The following is an 18,701-nucleotide window of genomic DNA, read 5'->3' as shown; positions in this document are numbered from 1 at the left end:
GAATGAATAATTTGTATGGAAAATTTAACTGTTGATTAAGGAAATATTAAGACAATACATTTATGATAGAAGCAAGTATGCAGACGAAATATGTAATATATGTTATTTTAATAGAAATAGTTCTTTCGATGCGGGGAAATTAAGACATAGAAACGAGGGAATGAATTGAAGTATGGTTATACACTTTTTCATCTTCCGAAAAGAAGTATATTAATTTCTAGCATTATAAGTAGTATGGTGACTTTATTAGTAATAACTATGCTGTTTATGATTTTAAAGGTTTTTAATTTAGACATGATGAAAGATCATTTAAATCAAAAGCTTGTTTTAAGTGTTATGATGATTTTCATATGGGGCATAACATTTTATATTACGCATTTCAATAAAAAAGAGATGTCTATACCTAGGGCATCTCTGCGAGTGCATTTTATATTATTTTTGCTAGCTCATGCAGTAGCATTATTTTATATTGTAATGCAAGTTAATATGAGTTTCATAGAGACAATGAATTGGATTTACATTTATAATATGCAGTTTATATTAAGTTTTGTAGTAATTTATGCAATATATATTCTTGTATATAATTTAATAGGTAAGGTCTTTCTAAGTATGGTTTTATCTAGCTGTACGTTAGTCATTTTAGGTATTGTGAATTATTTGAAGCTTATTTTCAGAGGTGATCCGTTATATCCTTCTGATTTCACACAAATTACGCATATGCAATCTGTTATACCGATGGTGATGGACTATTTTAGCTGGGGGTATATTTTAATCATTATCGTAAGTATCGTAGCTTGTATTGTAGCGGGGATATATATGAGAAGGTATATTCAAAATGTAAAAATTCATCTAGGAATAAGAGCTTTATTAGTAATAGGATCTATTTTTGTTCTATATGCGTACGGTAATTTTGCGAATACATTTATGAATAAAGTATTTCAAAAATCAGGTGTAGATTTTGTTTTGTGGAATCAAAATGAGAACTATGCTTCAAATGGTTTTGTACTGGGGTTTATTAGCAATTTAGATACAACAGTTATGGAAAAACCAAAAAATTATTCTAAAGAAAATATGCTTCAAATAGCAAACGATATAAAAAAACAATATAGTGGAAATATAGGGAACCAAAAGAAAAAAGAGAAACCGAATATTATTTTTGTAATGAGTGAATCGTTTTGGGATCCGACGAAAGTAACCAACCTTTCTTTTAGTGAAGATCCTGTACCAAATTTACATCATTATATAGAAAACTTTCCTGGTGGACAAACTATTTCTCCTACATTTGGGGGAAATACGGCGAACGTTGAATTTGAGGCATTAACGAGTTATTCAATGAGTTTGTTAAAGCCAGGTTCTATACCATATCAGCAGGTTATTACAAATAAGAAAGAAATTCCATCAATCCCTACGGTGTTGAAAAAAGAAGGCTATTACACAAGTGCAATTCATTCATTTGGACGCACATTCTTTAAACGTGATGATGTATATAAGGTGTTAGGATTTGATAAGTTTAATGCAGATGACACGATGGAAAATGTGGATATTGATGGAGATTATATTAGTGATTTAGAGATGAGTAAAGAGATAATTGCTGAGTTAGAGAAACAAAAACAACCTACATTCATTCATGCAGTTACGATGCAAAATCATTTTCCCTTTACAGAGGGCCGATTTGGTGAAAACCTAATAGAAATTAGCGGGCTAGAAAATGAAGAATCAAAGGGAGAATTAGAGACGTATACAGAAGGATTAAGACGTTCAGATGAGGCTCTTCAATATTTAATAGAGCAACTAGATAATTTAGATAGACCTACATTATTAGTATTCTTTGGAGATCACCTTCCATCATTAGGAACAAATAAATCTTTTTATAAAGAAAATGGGTATATAACGAATGAAAAAACACCGAGTGAACGTTTAGCGATGGCGCAAACGCCGCTATTAATGTATGCAAACTTTGATATGCCAAATGATAATTTAGGTTTAGTAAGCCCAATTTATTTTTCTAATCTTATTTTTGATTATGCAGGATTAAATAAATCCTCATTTTATCAATTTTTATCGGGACTTTACAAGGAAATACCAGTGCTTAGAGATGAATTAAAAGTTGATAAAAATGGAGAAGTAATCAATGATTTAACAAAGAAACAAAAAGAAATGTTAGAGCAATATAAAATGCTTCAATATGATTTACTCGTTGGAAATCAATATAGCAAAGAAATCCTCTTTTAATAAAAGAAACAAAAAGAACTTGTATAACGATACAAGTTCTTTTTTCATAGTATTTAACGGGGTAACCAGACAAGCTGGGTTTAGGGAGTATTACTTGTACATTTAGTATATATGAAAATGTAATCGTTTTATTTGTGTATTTGTGAGAAATATGTGAATTTTATGTTTTGTAAAAAATCGATCATATTAACTTTCAATCTTGTATTGCAGTTGTTATGCATGTAAAAATTTTATCAGTTCTTTATTTAATTCATCCGCTTGATCGATTGGTGAACCATGGCCACTATTTGTAAGAGCGTGTAACTGAGAATTTTTAATTCGTTGTTGCGTAAGCTCAGCACTTTTGTAAGGAATAAGTTGGTCGTGAACGCCGTGGAAGATTTTTGTTGGGACGTTAATTTTATTTAAATCTTTCGTTACATCTTCATTTGCAGCTGCTTGTAAAATTTTGATAAGGGCATAAGAAGCGGACTGCATACCGAGATAAGAAAACCATTCAAGGGTTGCAGCTCCTAAGTTTCTATTGAAAAAGGATAAAGATACATCATTTAAAAATTTTGGTAAATTAGCATACATTTGATTAATGAGAGCATCTGCTTGTTCTTTCGGTACACCGTAAGGGGACTCTTGATTTTTAACGAAAGAGGGGGAGACAGCGTCAATTAATGCGAGCTTAGAAATGCGGCGCCCATTATAGCGAGACATATAGTGAATAGAAAGAGCACCACCAACTGAGAAACCGACTAATGTAGCGTTCTCTACTTGGAGTGCTTCTAGAACAATTGCGATATCATCGGCTAATCGATCATAGGTGTAACCAGTCCATGGCTTATCAGATTGCCCATTCCCTCGTATATCCATGGCGATACAGCGAAAGCCATGCTCTGGTAAAACATTGAGTTGATATTGATACATTTGATGATTTAAAGGCCATCCGTGAACGAAGAAAACAGTCTTACTACCTGGACCAGGATTAACATCTTGCACAAAAATATGCACATCTTTCTCGACAGTAACAAACATAAATGTCCCCCTATTTTATGAATATGCTCTATCCCAAAATCGTTGTTTTGTCATAGCTTTAATAAATTCATTTGCTAGTCGCGTAGGGTCTTGTTCTATTAAAACACCAGGCTTTCCTTTGATATTTAAAGATTGAATAATAGAAGAGCCGTTTTGGAAGAAGCCAATCGGCTTAAAGTGATTATATGATTCTACGACAAATGAACTTGCTTTGTTAAGAAAATGATCATCCATCTTTCCGCCGATAAGAAGTAATCCATCATAAAGGAGTGGTGAGCCTGTTAAGAAGGTATCATTTACTTCCCAATGTCCATTTGACGTTCCCTGCACTATGCCTAATCGTTCGGAAACGATCACTGGTTGAAGACCTACTTGTTTGAACTGATTTATTATATATTGTGCGCTTGGCCCATCATATCCATTTGCAACAATGACACCTACTCGTAATGTATTAGGACTAAAGGTCGTATTTGCCATACTGAGTGCTGGAGATGATTTTGTAACGTTGGATTCTTGCACATTTGGGACTTTTGCTCCCAGAGCTTCTGCAACTAAAGTAGCCAATTCTGTACTAATATGTCCAATCATATCAACGACTTGTTGGCGGACAGATTTACTTTTGACTTTTCCTAATTCAAAGGAGAAAGCCTGTATAATGTGGATTTTTTCGACGTGACTCATACTATTCCAAAATAAACGAGCTTGAGAGAAGTGGTCTTTGAAGCTAGCAGCAGTTTCCCTTGTTTTATGACCAGATACAGTAGAAGGATATGTAACGAATCCCCCCTTTGTCCCAGGTACAGTATAAGGAGAATTATTTGCTAAGGAATTGTTATGGTAGGCAACTTTTCCTTTGTCAATTATATATTTAGACGCACCATCTCTTTGGTTGTTATGAAATGGGCATATTGGACGGTTAATCGGTAGTTCTTGATAATTTGTACCAACGCGTGCTAATTGTGTGTCTGTATAAGAAAAGAGTCTACCTTGTAAGAGAGGGTCATTGGTAAAGTCAATACCACGAACGATACTTCCAGGGTGTAGTGCCACTTGTTCAGTTTCAGCGAATACATTATCTACATTGCGATTTAAGGTCATTTTCCCAATGATTTTAACGGGGAAATCTTCTTCAGGCCAAATTTTCGTTGCATCTAATATATCGAATCCGTATTTAAATTCGTCCTCTTCTTCTAAAATTTGAATGCCAAGTTCGTACTCAGGATAGTTTCCAGCATTAATATTTTCCCACAAATCACGGCGATGGTAATCTGGATCAGCACCACCTATTTTTTGTGCTTCATCCCAAATTAACGAATGAACGCCGAGCTTTGGCTTCCAGTGGAATTTCACGAATCGTGACTTTCCATTTTTATTAACTAAACGAAATGTATGAACGCCAAATCCTTGCATCATTCGAAAGCTTCTTGGAATTGTACGATCGGACATAATCCACATCATCATTGCAGCTGATTCTTGATTATTGGCGATAAAGTCCCAAAAAGTATCATGTGCTGTTTGTCCCTGTGGAATTTCATTATGCGGCTCTGGTTTAAGGGCGTGAATAAGATCAGGAAATTTAATGCCATCTTGAATAAAGAAAATGGGAATATTGTTTCCTACTAAATCAAAATTTCCTTCTTCTGTATAAAATTTAACGGCGAATCCTCTTACATCTCGATTCGTTTCATTTGCTCCTTTTGATCCAGCTACTTCAGAGAAACGAATGAAAAGCGGTGTTTTTTTTGAAGGGTCTTGTAGAAAGTGGGCCATTGTTAGCTCTTCTAAAGATTCATATAACTCAAAAATGCCATGTGCTCCGTATCCTCGTGCGTGAACGACTCGTTCTGGAATTCGTTCACGGTCAAAGTGAGAAAGTTTTTCTCGCATAAGGAAATCTTCTAGAAGGGTAGGGCCACGATCACTGGCAGTTAAAGAGTTTTCATCATTTGAAATTTTAACACCTGTATTTGTTGTCATCTCCTTTCCTTCATTTTCACGCGTGAAAGATTGGAGTTGTTCTGTCTTTTTATTTTTTTTGCCGTCCATAAAAAACACCTCCCATAATATACGTATTATTGTTTATGTTTTTTATGCTTGTATATAGCATGAAGATATTGCATGGTTGGGATGATTTTCCTCAAATGTTCGATTTATCTTTGTTTGTCTATGAAAATCATTTATTATAATAAATGGTATTCTTCGAGATATTATTTTGAAGGGGTGTTGAAGTGAAAGAAAGTTTTCTATCATATAAAGAAGAAGAAAGAAATGCAAAAATCCTTTTATGGGTGTTATATGTCATTGTTATTGTATATCAAATTTTCTATGCAATCGTATTAGAAGATAAATCAATAATGGATAAGGGATACAACATAATATGGCAAGTTATTTGCGGAGTAGCAATACTGTGCGTGAATATATATCTAGTGAAAAAAGAGAAGGCAAACCTTGTTAAATATGCATGGATATTTGCATACATAGGGATAGAAATCGCTAATATATTTTCGTATATTTTTTATAATAAGGCGGCGTTTGATGCGACAAATATAATAGAAATTATTCTCATTTTCTTTGTACCCATATTTTTAAATAAAAAATTTTATGTAATCTTACTTTCTTCTATTGTAGGAAAATATTTAATTTATTTATTTGTATTAGAGGAAATAAAAGCATTTATGTTCCTTATTATGTGTACACTTATGTTAATAGCTGCATATATCATTTTAAACCGATTTTTACAATATCTTTCAGCTGTAAAGGAAAGTATTGCGATTGCTAGTGAATCACAGAAATTAGCAGTAATCGGAAAAATGGCAGCGACGGTTGGACATGAAATTAAAAATCCACTCGCTTCATTAAAAGGATTTACGCAATTACAAAGAGAGAAGCATGAAGAGGATCCTGTTTATAAACGTATGATCTTTGAAATAGAAAATATGAATAATATGATAAGTGAGTTGATGGAAGTTGCTACATGCAAGCCTTCTATTTATAAGAAACATGATCTGGGAAAAATTGTATTACAAGCAACAACAACTCTTCGCGAAAAAATGAATGAATTAAATGTGCAGCTTATTTCTAATGTGGGAGAGCAAACAATAGAAGTTGAATGTGATGAACGAAGAATAAGAGGAGTCTTTCTATATACGATAAAAAATGCTTTAGAAGCAATGGAGCAAGGTGGCATATTACATTTACGGTTAGAAAATAAAGGGAAAGAGTATGTGATGATCAGCTTAATTGATAATGGTCATGGTATTAAGCAAGAAAACTTAGCCCGTGTTACAGAGGCCTTTTATACAACGAAACAAGATAAAATTGGTCTGGGACTTACGGTAGCGAATCGAATTGTCGCCGAGCACCTTGGTGAGCTGCATATTTCAAGTGAAAGAGATACTGGAACGAGAATAGACATCATTCTCCCAAGGAAGTGTGGAAATACTGAAATCCAAGTGGAAGAAAAGCTAGGAGTTACCATATGAATAAAGGCTATATATTTAAAAATGAAGAAATAAAGGCGTTGAAAGTATTTTTAAGTTTATTTTTTATTATATTTTTTGTGTATGATCTTGCCTATGAATTTATCGTACCTTTAATCGCGGGAGAGCAAGAAGGCGTAGGAAAGTTTGAAGATGGTTTAGGTTTATGGCTTTACTTTTTGACGGTAGTATTGTTTTGCATTGGAATATACTTTATGAAATGGAAGAATGTTTTTGTGGTAAAGTATATTATTCTAATTGGCTATAATGTATTAGATTGTATCCATAACATTATGATTTATTATGGTAGCGATGCGGAATTTGACGGTGGAAATATAGTAGAAGTATTTTTTATTTTGTTCGCACCAATCTTTGTGAACAAAAGATATTTCTGGCTAGTTCCAGCGATACTTGTCGGGAAGTACGCTCTTACAGGAATCATTATTCAATCTTCTCTCGTTTTAATCCCAATGGCATTATATAGTGTATTTACTATCATATGTTGGATTATATTTTTGAGGGTTCAGTCTTACGTTCGTACGCTTGAGATGATGGACAAAGAAATAAAACAGACAGAAAAACTAGCAGCTGTTGGAAAAATGGCGACGGTTATTGGTTATAAGATTAGAAGACCTTTAGCAAACTTAAAAAAACTTGTGAATAAACAAGCAGACAAGCATCCAGAGGATAAAATTTATAGTGATATTATGAAACAAGAAGTAGATCGGATTCATATAATTGCTACAGAACTTAGTGGATTTGAGAAATCTAAATCACTAGAATCAGAAACTCATAACATACAAGAAATTATCTCTTATGTTATTCGAGTTATGGAAAAGCCAGCTTTAAAACAAGGAGTCCACATACAAGGTATTTACAGTAAAGACTTACCATCAATTACATGTGATGAAAAACGATTAAAACAGGTCTTTTTTAATTTAATTAAAAATGCAATTGAAGCAATGTCAGTTGGCGGAACAATTACGATTAAAGTTACTGTAAAAGATGGAATCATCATTCAAGTGAAAGATGAGGGATGCGGCATTCCGAAAGATAAAATTCCAAAGTTAAATGAAGCTTTTTATACAACGAAAGAAACAGGAACTGGTCTAGGTTTAGTAGTTACAGAAAAAATTATTAAAGACCACAACGGTAAAATGAGTTTTGAAAGTGAAGTTGGGGTTGGAACGACGGTTGAGGTTATGTTACCACTGCATTAAATAGAAAAAACATCACTTCCAAATAAGTGATGTTTTTCTATTTTATCTTGCTATTTGTGGATAGTAAAAATCTCATTTTATCGATAAAGAATGTATGATGTATTTCTAAGATCAAAATGTTTTTTTTAGTTTTTATTATGGATTTTCCAGTGAAAAATTTAGACTATAAAAATTAATTGTTTTTTTCTAAAAAAACTATTTTCTTTTTTGGGTTTTAATGGTATATTCAAAACACGATAAATAAATACCTATTTTTGGCACACTATTCGAAAGGATAGGTCGCAAAGCTAAGAGTCTAAAGTAATGAAAATTACTATGATAGTCTGGTTGCAGTTTGGATTTTCACACATAGTTGTATGTATGAAAATCGAAGAGGCAATTGGACTTTTTATTGTCTCAAAAAAAAATAAATGGGCACACTGTTCGAAAGGATAGGTCGCAAAGCTAAGAGTCTAAGGTAATGAAAATTACTATGATAGTCTGGTTGCAGTTTGGATTTTCACACATGTTGTGATGTATGAAAATCGAAAAGGCAACCAGGCTTTTTATTTTTTAGGAATACACATTATGATTGTAAACTTAGTCGATTAATACATTTAATGTTCGGAATATTCGGTAAGTAGAAAGCGAGGGAGGGAAGTACATTGCAAAATCAAATAGGGAAATTTGGGCGTATACTTCTCGCTGGAGGAATATTATTTACACAAGTTGGTGTGCTAGACTACTCTGCAACGAAAGTTTATGCGGTTACAAACGACGAGCAAGGACGTTTTATCGTTCATATGGATAAACAAGAAATAAAAGTTGATGAAAATGTAGTATTAAAGATTACAAATACAAATAAACAAGATGCTAATATCGAGCTGAAATTATCTAATGAACAGCTGTTCAATGAAGCAGAAACAAAAAAAATGAACGAAAACAATAAAGCGATTCAAAACATTTCAGTAACAGAAGATCATATTGTAAAAATTGAAAAGAATGAACAAAGTAATTTTATCGGTGACGTATATGTAGTCATTCAAATGAAAAAAGTTGGAGAGTACAAATTTGAACCGATAGTGAAGTTTGAAGGGAATGAAAAGAAAATTGAATCTCCTTCTCTACATGTTGTAGAGAAAAAAGAGGCTTTAAATGTAGCTATTTCTGATGAAAATCCAAAGGCTTCAGAGGAAGTTATGAAACAAGAAATAAGTGAAAAAGTGAAAGTATCGGAAGAAAATAAAAAACAAGAAATAAATTCTACTAATGCTGAAGTTCCAAAAGAAACGAAGACTTTAGCGAAAGAAAAGGTTAATGAAAAACTCGTACCAAAGGAAAATGAATTAAAAGAGAGCAATAGGATAAACGAAAATAAACAGGAATTACCTGCTATTCAAGCTGAGAAGGTATTAAAGAGCCAATCTCTACTAGCTGCTAGTCCTGTTACAAGTATTCTTAAATATCCAAATGTAAAGGTAATAAATAATAGAACAGGTGAAGGGCCTTCTATCTCGGGTAAATATGCTTTTAGATTTGTTTGGAGCCCACAAGTAACATATGAGGTAAAGGGTAGTAGCAATGACAGAACTGGTCAAAGTCAATATACATTTAGAAATTCAAATAGAGAACAGTACGTATTAATAAAAAAAGCTGGTGAATATCAAGGGAAATGGATTGATGTCCGTATTAATATTCACTCTATGACAGCTTCATCTGTAGATGTTAAAACACCAATAACTAAAGGTGATGCAAAAAACTTTTTACAATTATATGGGAACGGAAGGTCAGGACAAACTTATAATGCTTCCTTTGAATTTTATGAACACGGAACAAGTAAAAAAGTACCATTAACGGCAATGTGGAATTTCAAAAGGATAAATAGTTATAAAAATGTAACGTTACGTAATGATGGTAGTCATTTAACGAATTTATACGTGTATGATACGAGTTCAATTAGGTATCAAGACAAAGGGAATAATAAAATAGAGTTTTCTGGAACAGCAGGTCCAGTAGCTACTCCAGAAGCAGATATGACAATTACATTTGATAATTTAACAGAATTACCGCTAGAAGTTAGATTAAATGCTTCAGGTGTTAATGTATCATACGACCAATTAGCGATTGCACAAATTGAAATTCCAGCTCCAAGTGTAATAGGAGATATTGTGGAAGATAATTCCCGTCAACTTTCTTATAAGGTATATCAAAATATGCCTGCTCAATCGAAAGAGATTCACTATGCGAAATCTTTCGTATTAGAAAGTGAAGTGAATAAGGATTTTACTGTGAATGATGTTTCCATTCAAGATGTGGAGAGTGGAGATGATGTAAGTAGCTTCTTTGATATTAGCAGGAAAAACAATAAAGTCACTGCGGTTGCGAAAGCAAATGCGCTAAAAACAGAAGAATTCAACGGGAAAATTTACGAGATGACAATTACAGGTTCTCCTGTAAAAGGTGCTGATGTAATGAAATATTACAAAAATGGTTATCTTGAAATACCGGTGTCAGCTAAAAATTATTTAGATGGCGATAAGAATGGGCAAGATAGTAATCGAGATGGAGTCGCAAAAATAAGCTATAAAGGTATTCCAACTGGGAAACCAGTCCCACAAAAAGTAGTGCAAGGAACAGATTTAACAAAAATGGATATTTCTAAATTTGTGACAGATTTATCTGTAGATACGAATTTGGATGTAGATAAACCAATATCAGTAGTGAAGTTAATCAATATTCCGGATACCAAAATAATAGGGAATCATACTGTAACGGTTGTAATTGAAACGAAGCAAGGTGTACAAGCGGAGATTCAAGTGCCGGTTACTGTCGTTGATGGGACTTTAAAGTTAGTAGACGTACCAAAAGAAATTACATTTGGAGATTTAACAATTCCATCGAAAACAACGACATACGCACCGAAGGCGATTTCAAATCCTTTAAAGGTAACCGATGATCGTGTTAAAAAGCAAAAATGGAGTGTATATGTAAAGGAAATCACACCATTAACTTCAGCGCAAAATGACACATTGACAGGAGCATTGATTTACAAACGAAATGGAAAGGATACAACTTTAAGTACTTCTAGTATAGAAGCATTCTCGTATACTTCTAAAAACGACGAGGAGGTTTCATTAAATTGGAAGGAAAACGAGGGAATCCATTTACAAGTAAAACCAGGGCCGAATGTCAAAGCAAATACAAAATATGCTGGACAGCTAGAATGGACATTAACCGATGCTCCTCTCTAAAAATATATGAAATATATAAATTTTAGAAAGGAGAGAGTAATGAAAAAAATAGTTGGTATTATCGTTTCCACAGTTATATGTGTGCCGTTTCTTATGGCAAATGTAGTAACGGCTACAAGTACGAATTCAAAAGCGGGTATTACATTTTCGAATAGCTATACACCAAATACCTCAACTGATCCGACAAAGATAAATACAAAAAAAGAGACAGTTGATAAAAATAAAAATGGAGATAAATATTTACCGAAAACAGGAGGCCAGACACGGGACTTCAAACAATATATAGGATTGTTTTCGATTGTTTTATCTCTATATGTATTCAAAAGAATTAGGGGAAAGCAAGTGTATTCAAAATAAAAAATAGATGAAAACAGAGAAAAGGGGAAGGTACATATGAAACTAGCAAAATTAGCATTAATCGGTGCAGTATCATTAACATCAGTTGCAGCAGTAGGAACTTCAGCATTTGCGGAAGAGAAAGCAAATATGAAATCAAAAACAGATGTAACGTTTATTGAAGATACAAGCACAACAGATCCAAACAATCCAGAAAATCCAAATGAAAAAGTTACACCAGAGAACCCTGGTGACCATGAAATAGGAACAAAAGGTCCATTAAGTATTAACTACGTTTCTAACTTACACTTCGGCGAGCAAGTTATCTCTGGTAATGATCAAACGTACTTTGCAAAATTGGATAAAGTGAAACAAGGGAGCAAAACAGTTGAAGTACCTAACTTCGTATCTGTAACAGATAACCGTGGTACAAATGCAGGATGGAAATTGAAAGTAAAGCAAAATGCACAATTTAAAAGTGGTAATAGTGAGTTAACAAATGCAGCTTTAAGCTTAAGTAACCCAGCTGTAAATTCTGTAACTGATGCACAATATGCACCTACAACATTTAAAAATAAAGTAACGCTAGCTCCAGGTGGAGATGCGGTGGAAATTACTACTGCCGCAAAGAATAAAGGTATGGGTGATTGGACGACTGCATTTGGTAAAGGAACAGAACAAGGTAAACAGAGTGTGAGCTTATTCGTACCAGGTACGACGGCGAAAGAAAAAGGTGCGAAATATTCAGCTGAGTTAACTTGGACTTTAGAAGATACACCAAACTAAGCTTATACAAGATTGAAAATTAAGAATGACTGAATTTTAAAAAATGATTATAAAGGGGTATAAAACTATGAAACTAGCAAAAATAGCATTAATTGGAGCGGTAACACTATCATCAGTATCAGTAGGGACGTCTGCATTTGCAGCTGAGAAAGATGGCGGGAAATTAGACTCAAAAGCATTCATTAAATTCGAGAAAAATACAGATAAAATTGATGTTGTTAATCCAGAGAATCCAGATGAAACTGTAGATCCAGTTGATCCAGATAAAAAAGGTACAGATGGTCCACTAAGTATTGATTATGTATCTAACTTCAACTTTAAAACACAAAAAGCATCAGGGAATAACGAAATCTACTTTGCAGAATTAGATAAAGTAAAGAAAAAAGTAGACGGTTCTGTAATTGACGTGCCGAACTACGTTCAAGTAACAGATAATCGTGGTACAAATGCTGGATGGCATTTAACAGTAAAACAAAATGGTCAATTCAAAACTGCAGATGATAAAGCGTTGGATGGTGCGGCATTAACATTAAAAAATTCAGCTTTGAAATCAAATGCAGGTAGCGACGCACCAACAGCAGAACAATCTATCACATTAAATCCAAGTGGTGCAGCATCTGATTTAATCGATGCAAAAGAAAACCAAGGTATGGGTACATGGGTAAATACGTTCGGTAAAGATGCAACAGAAGCGAAACAAAGCGTAGAGTTATCTGTACCAGGTAAAACGAAAAAAGAACAAACACAATACACAACTTCACTAACTTGGGAACTAACAGACGCTCCTATGTAAGTAAGAGGAATTTTAAGATAAAAGAGGAAAATGAGAAGAGATAAGGGAATGGCTTTAACCTTGTCTCTTTCTTGTCTATAAAATGGATATGAAGGGGATTACATAAGAGATGGTAAAAAAACTATTTACTAGCTTACTATTAATTACATTCTTCATGGTAAACGCTTTTTCAGTATATGCAGCTGAAATGAAATTCGCTGTGACAGCAGTTATACCAGAAAATCAAATTGATAAAAATCAAACGTATTTTGATTTGAAAATGCAACCTGGACAAAAGCAAACAATTCAAGTCCAAATGAAAAATGATACGAATAAAGAAGTTGTGGTCGAATCGTTTGCTAATACAGCAATTACGAATAGCAATGGTATTACAGATTATAGTACAGTAGAACCAAAAATGGATTCTACTTTGAAATATCCGTTTTCTAAAATTGCTAAAATGCCAAAAGAAACGAAAGTCCCAGCTAACAGCATAGTGACAGTTGATATAAACCTAGAAATGCCAAGTGAGTCGTTTGATGGTGTTATTTTAGGTGGTTTATACTTTAAAGAAAAAGAAGATGAGAATGCAAAGAAAAAAGATGAAGGTGTGCAAATTGAAAATAAATATGCATACGCAATTGGTGTTGTTTTAAAAGAGACGGATGCTGAAGTAAAACCAGACATGAAATTAAACGAAGTAAAGCCAACACAAATTAACGGGCGTAACGTTGTTACTGCAAATTTACAAAACGTAAAGCCAGCAATGTTAAAAAATTTAAGTGTTGATGCAAAAGTATATAAAGAAAAAGGTAGAGACGTTTTATTTGAAGCGAAAAAAGAAAATTTAAGAATGGCGCCAAACTCAAACTTTGATTATGCTATTAGCTGGGAAAACAAAGCATTTGATCCAGGAACGTACCGAGTAGAAGTGAAAGCCACTGATGGCGATCAAAAATGGGAATGGACGAAGAAATTTACAATTGAAGGAAAGACAGCCGATAAGTTAAATGATACAGCGGTAGAAACGAAAAAAGACTACAAGCTATATTACATTATCGGCGGAGTACTACTGGTAATTATATTATTAGTTCTTGTGTTCTTCTTAGGTAGACGTTCTAAAAAAGAGGACGATAACAAAAAATAATATATTGATAGTGTAAAAAGAAAATAATGGATGTTTTACTATGAAAAATATATAATGGCTTTGTCTGTTATTTGTTGTAGTTCATTTATATTTCTATTTGTTGACCCGAATATCGGGTCTTTTTTTATGGAATGAATTGCTATATGTTAGTAATTAGAAAAATAGAATATACAGCACTCGCAGTAATTCCAGGGGTAATATAAAGGGATATAGCATCTCCTCTTGCAACTGGGTTTCCAGTTGTAATGCTATTCCAAGTTACAGTAGCGGGACCTACTGCTGGAGTAGGATTAAATACTTGAATTTGTCCTGCTCCGCTATCCGTTGGTTTAATGGAAAATACCATAGTTCCGGTAATTTTGTCAGTAGTAGTTAATGTAATAGTAGATAGGATGTAGCTAGAAGTAGGGGTTGTGAGGTTTGTTGGGACATTTCTGCAAATATTAATCGTATAAACAGCAGCAGGTAAATTATTTATATTTATAGACGCAGAAAAGCCAACAATACTACCGGCTCCAGCAGTGACATATGGAATAACATTGGAGTCAATTCCAGGAGAACCCGCTATACGTTGAAAACCAGCATTTGTTCCTTGAAAAACAATACTTTTTGCTGAAGCACTATCGGCAGATTCCGTAGGCCCAGTGTTTCCCGTAGGCCCAGTGATACCGGTAGGAGAATTAAGTAGCGTTAGAGCCACCATTTCTCCTGCGGAAGCAAAATAACATCCACATCAAAATTTTCTTTAAACCAATCATACATCAATGTCTCTTTTACTAAATATTCAGAGGCAGAGTGTGACACACCAATTAGAGACATATTCGTTTCTTTTACATAATCCATAATGAGCGAGTATTTATGTCGGCCGTAATCATTGTCGATATGGCAATGGATTTCTCCTGTAATATATGCTTCAGCACCTTTTTCTTCTGCTTCCTTCATTAAAGATACAACATCGCCACATCCAGCGATAATTGCGATTTTTTTGATGGAATCATGTCGTTTACCTTCGAAGTCTGTGTAAGGAATCTGGAAGAGTTGTTTTAGATGTTTTTGGAGTGCTTCTGTTGATGTTTCATCTATTTCACAAATAAGGCCAATTGGTTCTTGTTCTGGACCTCCATATGCAAAGTCGTCCACTACAGTAGCGTTTAATGCTTTTGCAATTGAAATACTCGTTCCATGCGTTTGATGAAAATCCATTGGTACGTGACATGTATATATAGAAAGTTGTTTTTCTTTTATTCCTTGCAAATATTTTTCAGGAATTGGTATGAAACCGCGACCGGATCTTCCAAGCGGATCACCACACTCCATTACAAGGGGATGGTGCATAAAGAGTAAATCACCAGGTGTGGATTGTGAAATGAATGTTTCAAGAACGTCATCTGTAGGGAATACAGCTAAAAATACTTTGTTTACATTTTCAGATCCGTGTATCATAAGGCCGTTAAATAAATCTACAAAATTTGCTTCGAAAAATTGTTGCCAAGGAAATTTGATAGGATCATATACGGCTGGGATAAATCGACTAAAGGCACTATCTTTTCCGTATTTTTCAATTTGGAATAAGTGATCGAGTGATTGCTCTATTTTTTTTAAGGCTGGCATGTTTGATAATCCTCCTTAAGATGATTCTTGCTTTATGAGTTGTTTGTATTCTTCGTAGCAAAATAAGAAGCGGATAGGAAACAAATAAAACCTAGGATCCAGCTAATAGAAGGAGAATAGGGAAGTACATGCTGTAATAGCATTCCGCTAGAAATGAAGAAACTACTAAATAGACCTAATAACATGGGATATCGTTGTAGTTTGAACACGGATAGTAAACATCCTTTCTCCTGCATGAACTACTCATAAAAGCTCGATTACTGAAACTTTATCACATACATTGTATATTAGTCTTAATTTTCTGTATATAACTTTTAAGAAAAATGGTGATACAATATATGAATGATAAGAGAAGAGAGGATGAAGATTAACATATGTACGTTACTGTAACAGAAGCAGCATATAAAAAGATTATGGATACGATTCCAAGTGAAGCGAAATATATAAAGTTATTTTACGATAATGAGGGTTGCGGTTGTGTCATGAGCGGAATCATCGATTTAGTAGCTGTAGCAGAGAAAGATGAGCGCGATGTGGATATTGAATCAAGCACAATGAACTTTATCGCTGATCGTACAAAGCTTGTATTTATGGACGATAAGTTAACGGTTGATTGGCATGAAGGTGGAGGAACTTTTCAGTTAAAGAGCCCAAGCCAGTTTTATAATCCAAATATGAAGTTACACGTTCGAATATAGTAAAGGAAAGGTGATTCCAAAATGTATTTTGGAATCACCTTTTTTATTTTATAAGTCGCTATTATTGTCGATTTTTGTTGATAAGTCGATATATTTGGGAAATCGCTGATATAAATGGAGTTGCGCTGATATATTTGGGAAATCGCCGATATAATTTCATTTACCAAAACGTTTCAATAGTAAAAAGATTTTTTCACATAATGAAATGTACATGTGATTGAATTTTCTGTATAATCTTCTTTGCGGAGGGGATACGCATGAGAAGATGGGGAATTGAGTTGTTAATTTTAAGTGTTGTTATTATTTGGGGGATTAACTATACAATTGCGAAGTATGGACTTTTAGAATTTACAGCAATTGAGTTTACTGCACTTCGCATGATGGCGGCGGCACCGCTTCTGTTACTCCTTACCTTTTTTATTGAAAAGTCGGTTTATATGGAGCGAAAGGATATACCTAGATTAATTATCGTTAGCATTGTAGGTATTGTACTGTATCAAACGTTATTTATGGAAACTGTCAAATATACATCTGCTACAAATGCCTCTTTACTCATTTCTATTTCACCTATTTTTACAACTGCATTTGCGATTTTCTTGAAACAAGAAAAGTTTTCTTCTCGAAAGTTAATCGGTTCTATGACTGCCTTTGTTGGTGCAGCATTAGTTTTAGTAGCAGGACATTCGCTTACTAGTTCTTTTTATGGCAATGGAATTGGACTTATTACATCAATATGCTGGGGGCTTTATCCTGTTTTAGCAGGACCATTAATTAAAAAATATTCAGCATTACGTGTTACAGCATGGTCTGCATTAGTGGGTGCGATTCCGCTATTATTGTTAAGTGGTCCACATGTGTTTGTCATGCTATTTCACATTACTCACGAAATGACACTATTTGCTTTACTATATTCTATTTTCTTTGTAACAGTATTTGGTCTAGTAATGTGGTATGTTGGTGTTCAAAAAATTGGGGCGTCACATACGATGGTATATATGTATATAACGCCGCTTGTAGCTGTTTTATTTGCAGCTGTCTGGGCAAATGAATATGTATCGTTTCAACAGATCATCGGTGGAATTATCATTTTTGTCGGTCTATGGTTTGTGAAATCGGAGAAAGTAAAAGTTCATTCTATTGCAGGGGAACCTATATCAAAATAGGAAAACAGATCACCTATGATCTGCTTTCCTATTTTTTTATTTTTGGTAAGAAGATGAGAAATAAGATAGCAGTAATAAGTGGAATTAAGTTTAAAAATGGAATACGGAAGAGTGTAATAAGAATAATACCTGGAAGAAGAACACCGAGGACAGCGTAAAAAATGCTATGGTTTTTCGTGTACCAATACAATGAAAGTCCGATAAGTGCAGGGATAATGAGGTGAATGAGAGCCATTAAAAAATAAATCATTAGACGCCCCCTTTATTTGTGTGCTTATTACATCATATCCGTATGTTCATAAATTGATATCATTTTTTTCATAAATGGACGAAAAAAGTTTGAAAAACCGTCACAAAATATGAGAATATGATGTTTGAAATCTTGTATAATATTATTTTCTAAAAGCATTTAAACAACATAAACATACTGTTTATGTTGTTTTTAATTTGAGTGAAATGGATGTAAGGAATATGAATTTGAAAGAAATTTTTTGTTGGATAGATAAGAACGAATGAAGAGAGGTACAGCATGATTAGTATGTCACTAAGATCATTTAAAATCCAATCGTATTATATACTAGGTATTTTGTTACTAGGTTGGATGTTAACACCGTTTTCAGCACACTTTTTAGGCGCTGGAATTGGGCTTATTGTAAGTATGTATTGCGTTTGGCTTCTAGGGAGAAGAATTGAGAAGCTTGGAGATAGTATTGTAAAGAAGACGAAAGCACCGACACTCGGTATGTTTAACCGTTTTGCAGCTGCCATTTTGGGTGCTATTATTATGTACGAAATTGAGCACCACATGGTTATGTGGGCATTTGCAGTAGGGATTATGGGTGGTTATTTCTTAATCGTTGTGAATTTAGGATACTATAGCATGAAAGATGAGAAAGAACTAACAAAGAGCTAAAAGAGATAAAAAGATAAAAGACTTCTTTTTAGATGGAATAGATGATCCAGCCACGAATAGAAGCGGTCAGGGCCTTTTTTAACCCCATACG

Annotated in this window: 15 protein-coding genes, 1 pseudogene and 2 riboswitches; of the genes and pseudogenes, 11 read left to right on the top strand and 5 right to left on the bottom strand. The window is 33.9% G+C overall.

All coding sequences use genetic code 11. The features are described from left to right. Positions 1-165 precede the first annotated feature (165 nt). Positions 166-2,232, top strand: a complete 2,067-nt coding sequence (locus tag MHI26_RS24505; RefSeq protein WP_000873700.1) for an LTA synthase family protein — start codon at positions 166-168, stop codon at positions 2,230-2,232. Positions 2,233-2,445: 213 nt separating this feature from the next. On the opposite strand, the gene MHI26_RS24500 is transcribed toward MHI26_RS24505, so the two are convergent. After that, positions 2,446-3,255: an alpha/beta fold hydrolase gene (locus MHI26_RS24500; protein WP_061667127.1), complete on the bottom strand. Its 810-nt coding sequence runs from the start codon at positions 3,253-3,255 to the stop codon at positions 2,446-2,448. Positions 3,256-3,270: 15 nt separating this feature from the next. Further along, positions 3,271-5,301: a catalase gene (locus MHI26_RS24495; RefSeq protein WP_061667128.1), complete on the bottom strand. Its 2,031-nt coding sequence runs from the start codon at positions 5,299-5,301 to the stop codon at positions 3,271-3,273. 182 nt (positions 5,302-5,483) lie between these two features. On the opposite strand from MHI26_RS24495, the gene MHI26_RS24490 reads away from it, so the two are divergent. The 7 genes from MHI26_RS24490 (at position 5,484) to MHI26_RS24460 (ending at position 14,225) form a co-directional block, all read left to right on the top strand. Next, complete coding sequence (locus MHI26_RS24490) at positions 5,484-6,737, top strand: ATP-binding protein (protein ID WP_000664893.1); 1,254 nt, start codon at positions 5,484-5,486, stop codon at positions 6,735-6,737. Further along, complete coding sequence (locus tag MHI26_RS24485) at positions 6,734-7,954, top strand: ATP-binding protein (protein ID WP_001032634.1); 1,221 nt, start codon at positions 6,734-6,736, stop codon at positions 7,952-7,954. Before MHI26_RS24490 ends, MHI26_RS24485 begins: the two co-directional genes overlap by 4 nt. Positions 7,955-8,200: 246 nt before the next feature. Next, positions 8,201-8,289: riboswitch (cyclic di-GMP riboswitch) on the top strand. A 68-nt stretch (positions 8,290-8,357) separates the two neighbouring features. After that, positions 8,358-8,446: riboswitch (cyclic di-GMP riboswitch) on the top strand. A gap of 152 nt (positions 8,447-8,598) precedes the next feature. Further along, positions 8,599-11,184, top strand: coding sequence for a WxL domain-containing protein (locus MHI26_RS24480; RefSeq protein ID WP_061667129.1), 2,586 nt, complete (start codon positions 8,599-8,601; stop codon positions 11,182-11,184). Positions 11,185-11,223: 39 nt separating this feature from the next. After that, the gene (locus MHI26_RS24475; RefSeq protein WP_000724871.1) at positions 11,224-11,541 is read left to right on the top strand and encodes a hypothetical protein; all 318 of its coding nucleotides are present in this window, start codon (positions 11,224-11,226) and stop codon (positions 11,539-11,541) included. Between the two features lie 36 nt (positions 11,542-11,577). Continuing rightward, positions 11,578-12,306, top strand: coding sequence for a WxL domain-containing protein (locus tag MHI26_RS24470; protein ID WP_000761532.1), 729 nt, complete (start codon positions 11,578-11,580; stop codon positions 12,304-12,306). 67 nt (positions 12,307-12,373) lie between these two features. Further along, positions 12,374-13,099: a WxL domain-containing protein gene (locus MHI26_RS24465; RefSeq protein WP_000761506.1), complete on the top strand. Its 726-nt coding sequence runs from the start codon at positions 12,374-12,376 to the stop codon at positions 13,097-13,099. 109 nt (positions 13,100-13,208) lie between these two features. Continuing rightward, positions 13,209-14,225: a DUF916 and DUF3324 domain-containing protein gene (locus MHI26_RS24460; protein ID WP_061667130.1), complete on the top strand. Its 1,017-nt coding sequence runs from the start codon at positions 13,209-13,211 to the stop codon at positions 14,223-14,225. Positions 14,226-14,364: 139 nt separating this feature from the next. Here MHI26_RS24460 and MHI26_RS24455 read toward each other — a convergent pair. Continuing rightward, positions 14,365-14,907 (bottom strand): annotated as a pseudogene (locus MHI26_RS24455) (collagen-like protein); the annotation flags it as partial. Positions 14,908-14,915: 8 nt separating this feature from the next. Then, the gene (locus tag MHI26_RS24450; RefSeq protein ID WP_061667131.1) at positions 14,916-15,836 is read right to left on the bottom strand and encodes a Nif3-like dinuclear metal center hexameric protein; all 921 of its coding nucleotides are present in this window, start codon (positions 15,834-15,836) and stop codon (positions 14,916-14,918) included. 374 nt (positions 15,837-16,210) lie between these two features. Between MHI26_RS24450 and MHI26_RS24445 the strand changes: the two genes are divergently transcribed. After that, positions 16,211-16,534 (top strand): iron-sulfur cluster biosynthesis family protein, encoded by a 324-nt coding sequence (locus tag MHI26_RS24445; protein WP_000289569.1) that lies wholly within the window; start codon positions 16,211-16,213, stop codon positions 16,532-16,534. A gap of 257 nt (positions 16,535-16,791) precedes the next feature. Beyond that, entirely contained in the window at positions 16,792-17,697 is a 906-nt protein-coding gene (locus tag MHI26_RS24440) for a DMT family transporter (protein WP_061667132.1), read from the top strand. A 28-nt stretch (positions 17,698-17,725) separates the two neighbouring features. Here the strand turns inward: MHI26_RS24440 and MHI26_RS24435 are convergent, their stop codons facing one another. Next, positions 17,726-17,947 (bottom strand): hypothetical protein, encoded by a 222-nt coding sequence (locus MHI26_RS24435; protein ID WP_000639042.1) that lies wholly within the window; start codon positions 17,945-17,947, stop codon positions 17,726-17,728. Positions 17,948-18,226: 279 nt separating this feature from the next. Here MHI26_RS24435 and MHI26_RS24430 point away from each other — a divergent pair, with 279 nt between their 5' ends. Next, on the top strand, positions 18,227-18,610 hold the full coding sequence (locus tag MHI26_RS24430; protein ID WP_000624926.1) for an ATP synthase subunit I: 384 nt from the start codon (positions 18,227-18,229) through the stop codon (positions 18,608-18,610). Positions 18,611-18,701 lie beyond the last annotated feature (91 nt).

The organism is Bacillus sp. FSL K6-1218 (assembly GCF_038006445.1).
In the GTDB taxonomy this organism is placed as follows: domain Bacteria; phylum Bacillota; class Bacilli; order Bacillales; family Bacillaceae_G; genus Bacillus_A; species Bacillus_A thuringiensis_S.
The sequence above is the reverse complement of the archived record's forward strand: the minus strand, read 5'-3'. Positions and strand labels throughout refer to the sequence as shown.

What these genes read in the sequence shown, in the direction of transcription:
- MHI26_RS24460 (WP_061667130.1), top strand. Translation starts at nt 13,209, where the DNA reads ATGGTAAAAAAACTATTTACTAGCTTACTATTAATTACATTCTTCATG.
- MHI26_RS24445 (WP_000289569.1), top strand. Translation starts at nt 16,211, where the DNA reads ATGTACGTTACTGTAACAGAAGCAGCATATAAAAAGATTATGGATACG.
- MHI26_RS24495 (WP_061667128.1), bottom strand. Translation starts at nt 5,301, where the DNA reads ATGGACGGCAAAAAAAATAAAAAGACAGAACAACTCCAATCTTTCACG.
- MHI26_RS24485 (WP_001032634.1), top strand. Translation starts at nt 6,734, where the DNA reads ATGAATAAAGGCTATATATTTAAAAATGAAGAAATAAAGGCGTTGAAA.
- MHI26_RS24500 (WP_061667127.1), bottom strand. Translation starts at nt 3,255, where the DNA reads ATGTTTGTTACTGTCGAGAAAGATGTGCATATTTTTGTGCAAGATGTT.
- MHI26_RS24470 (WP_000761532.1), top strand. Translation starts at nt 11,578, where the DNA reads ATGAAACTAGCAAAATTAGCATTAATCGGTGCAGTATCATTAACATCA.
- MHI26_RS24450 (WP_061667131.1), bottom strand. Translation starts at nt 15,836, where the DNA reads ATGCCAGCCTTAAAAAAAATAGAGCAATCACTCGATCACTTATTCCAA.
- MHI26_RS24475 (WP_000724871.1), top strand. Translation starts at nt 11,224, where the DNA reads ATGAAAAAAATAGTTGGTATTATCGTTTCCACAGTTATATGTGTGCCG.
- MHI26_RS24435 (WP_000639042.1), bottom strand. Translation starts at nt 17,947, where the DNA reads ATGATTTATTTTTTAATGGCTCTCATTCACCTCATTATCCCTGCACTT.
- MHI26_RS24465 (WP_000761506.1), top strand. Translation starts at nt 12,374, where the DNA reads ATGAAACTAGCAAAAATAGCATTAATTGGAGCGGTAACACTATCATCA.
- MHI26_RS24440 (WP_061667132.1), top strand. Translation starts at nt 16,792, where the DNA reads ATGAGAAGATGGGGAATTGAGTTGTTAATTTTAAGTGTTGTTATTATT.
- MHI26_RS24430 (WP_000624926.1), top strand. Translation starts at nt 18,227, where the DNA reads ATGATTAGTATGTCACTAAGATCATTTAAAATCCAATCGTATTATATA.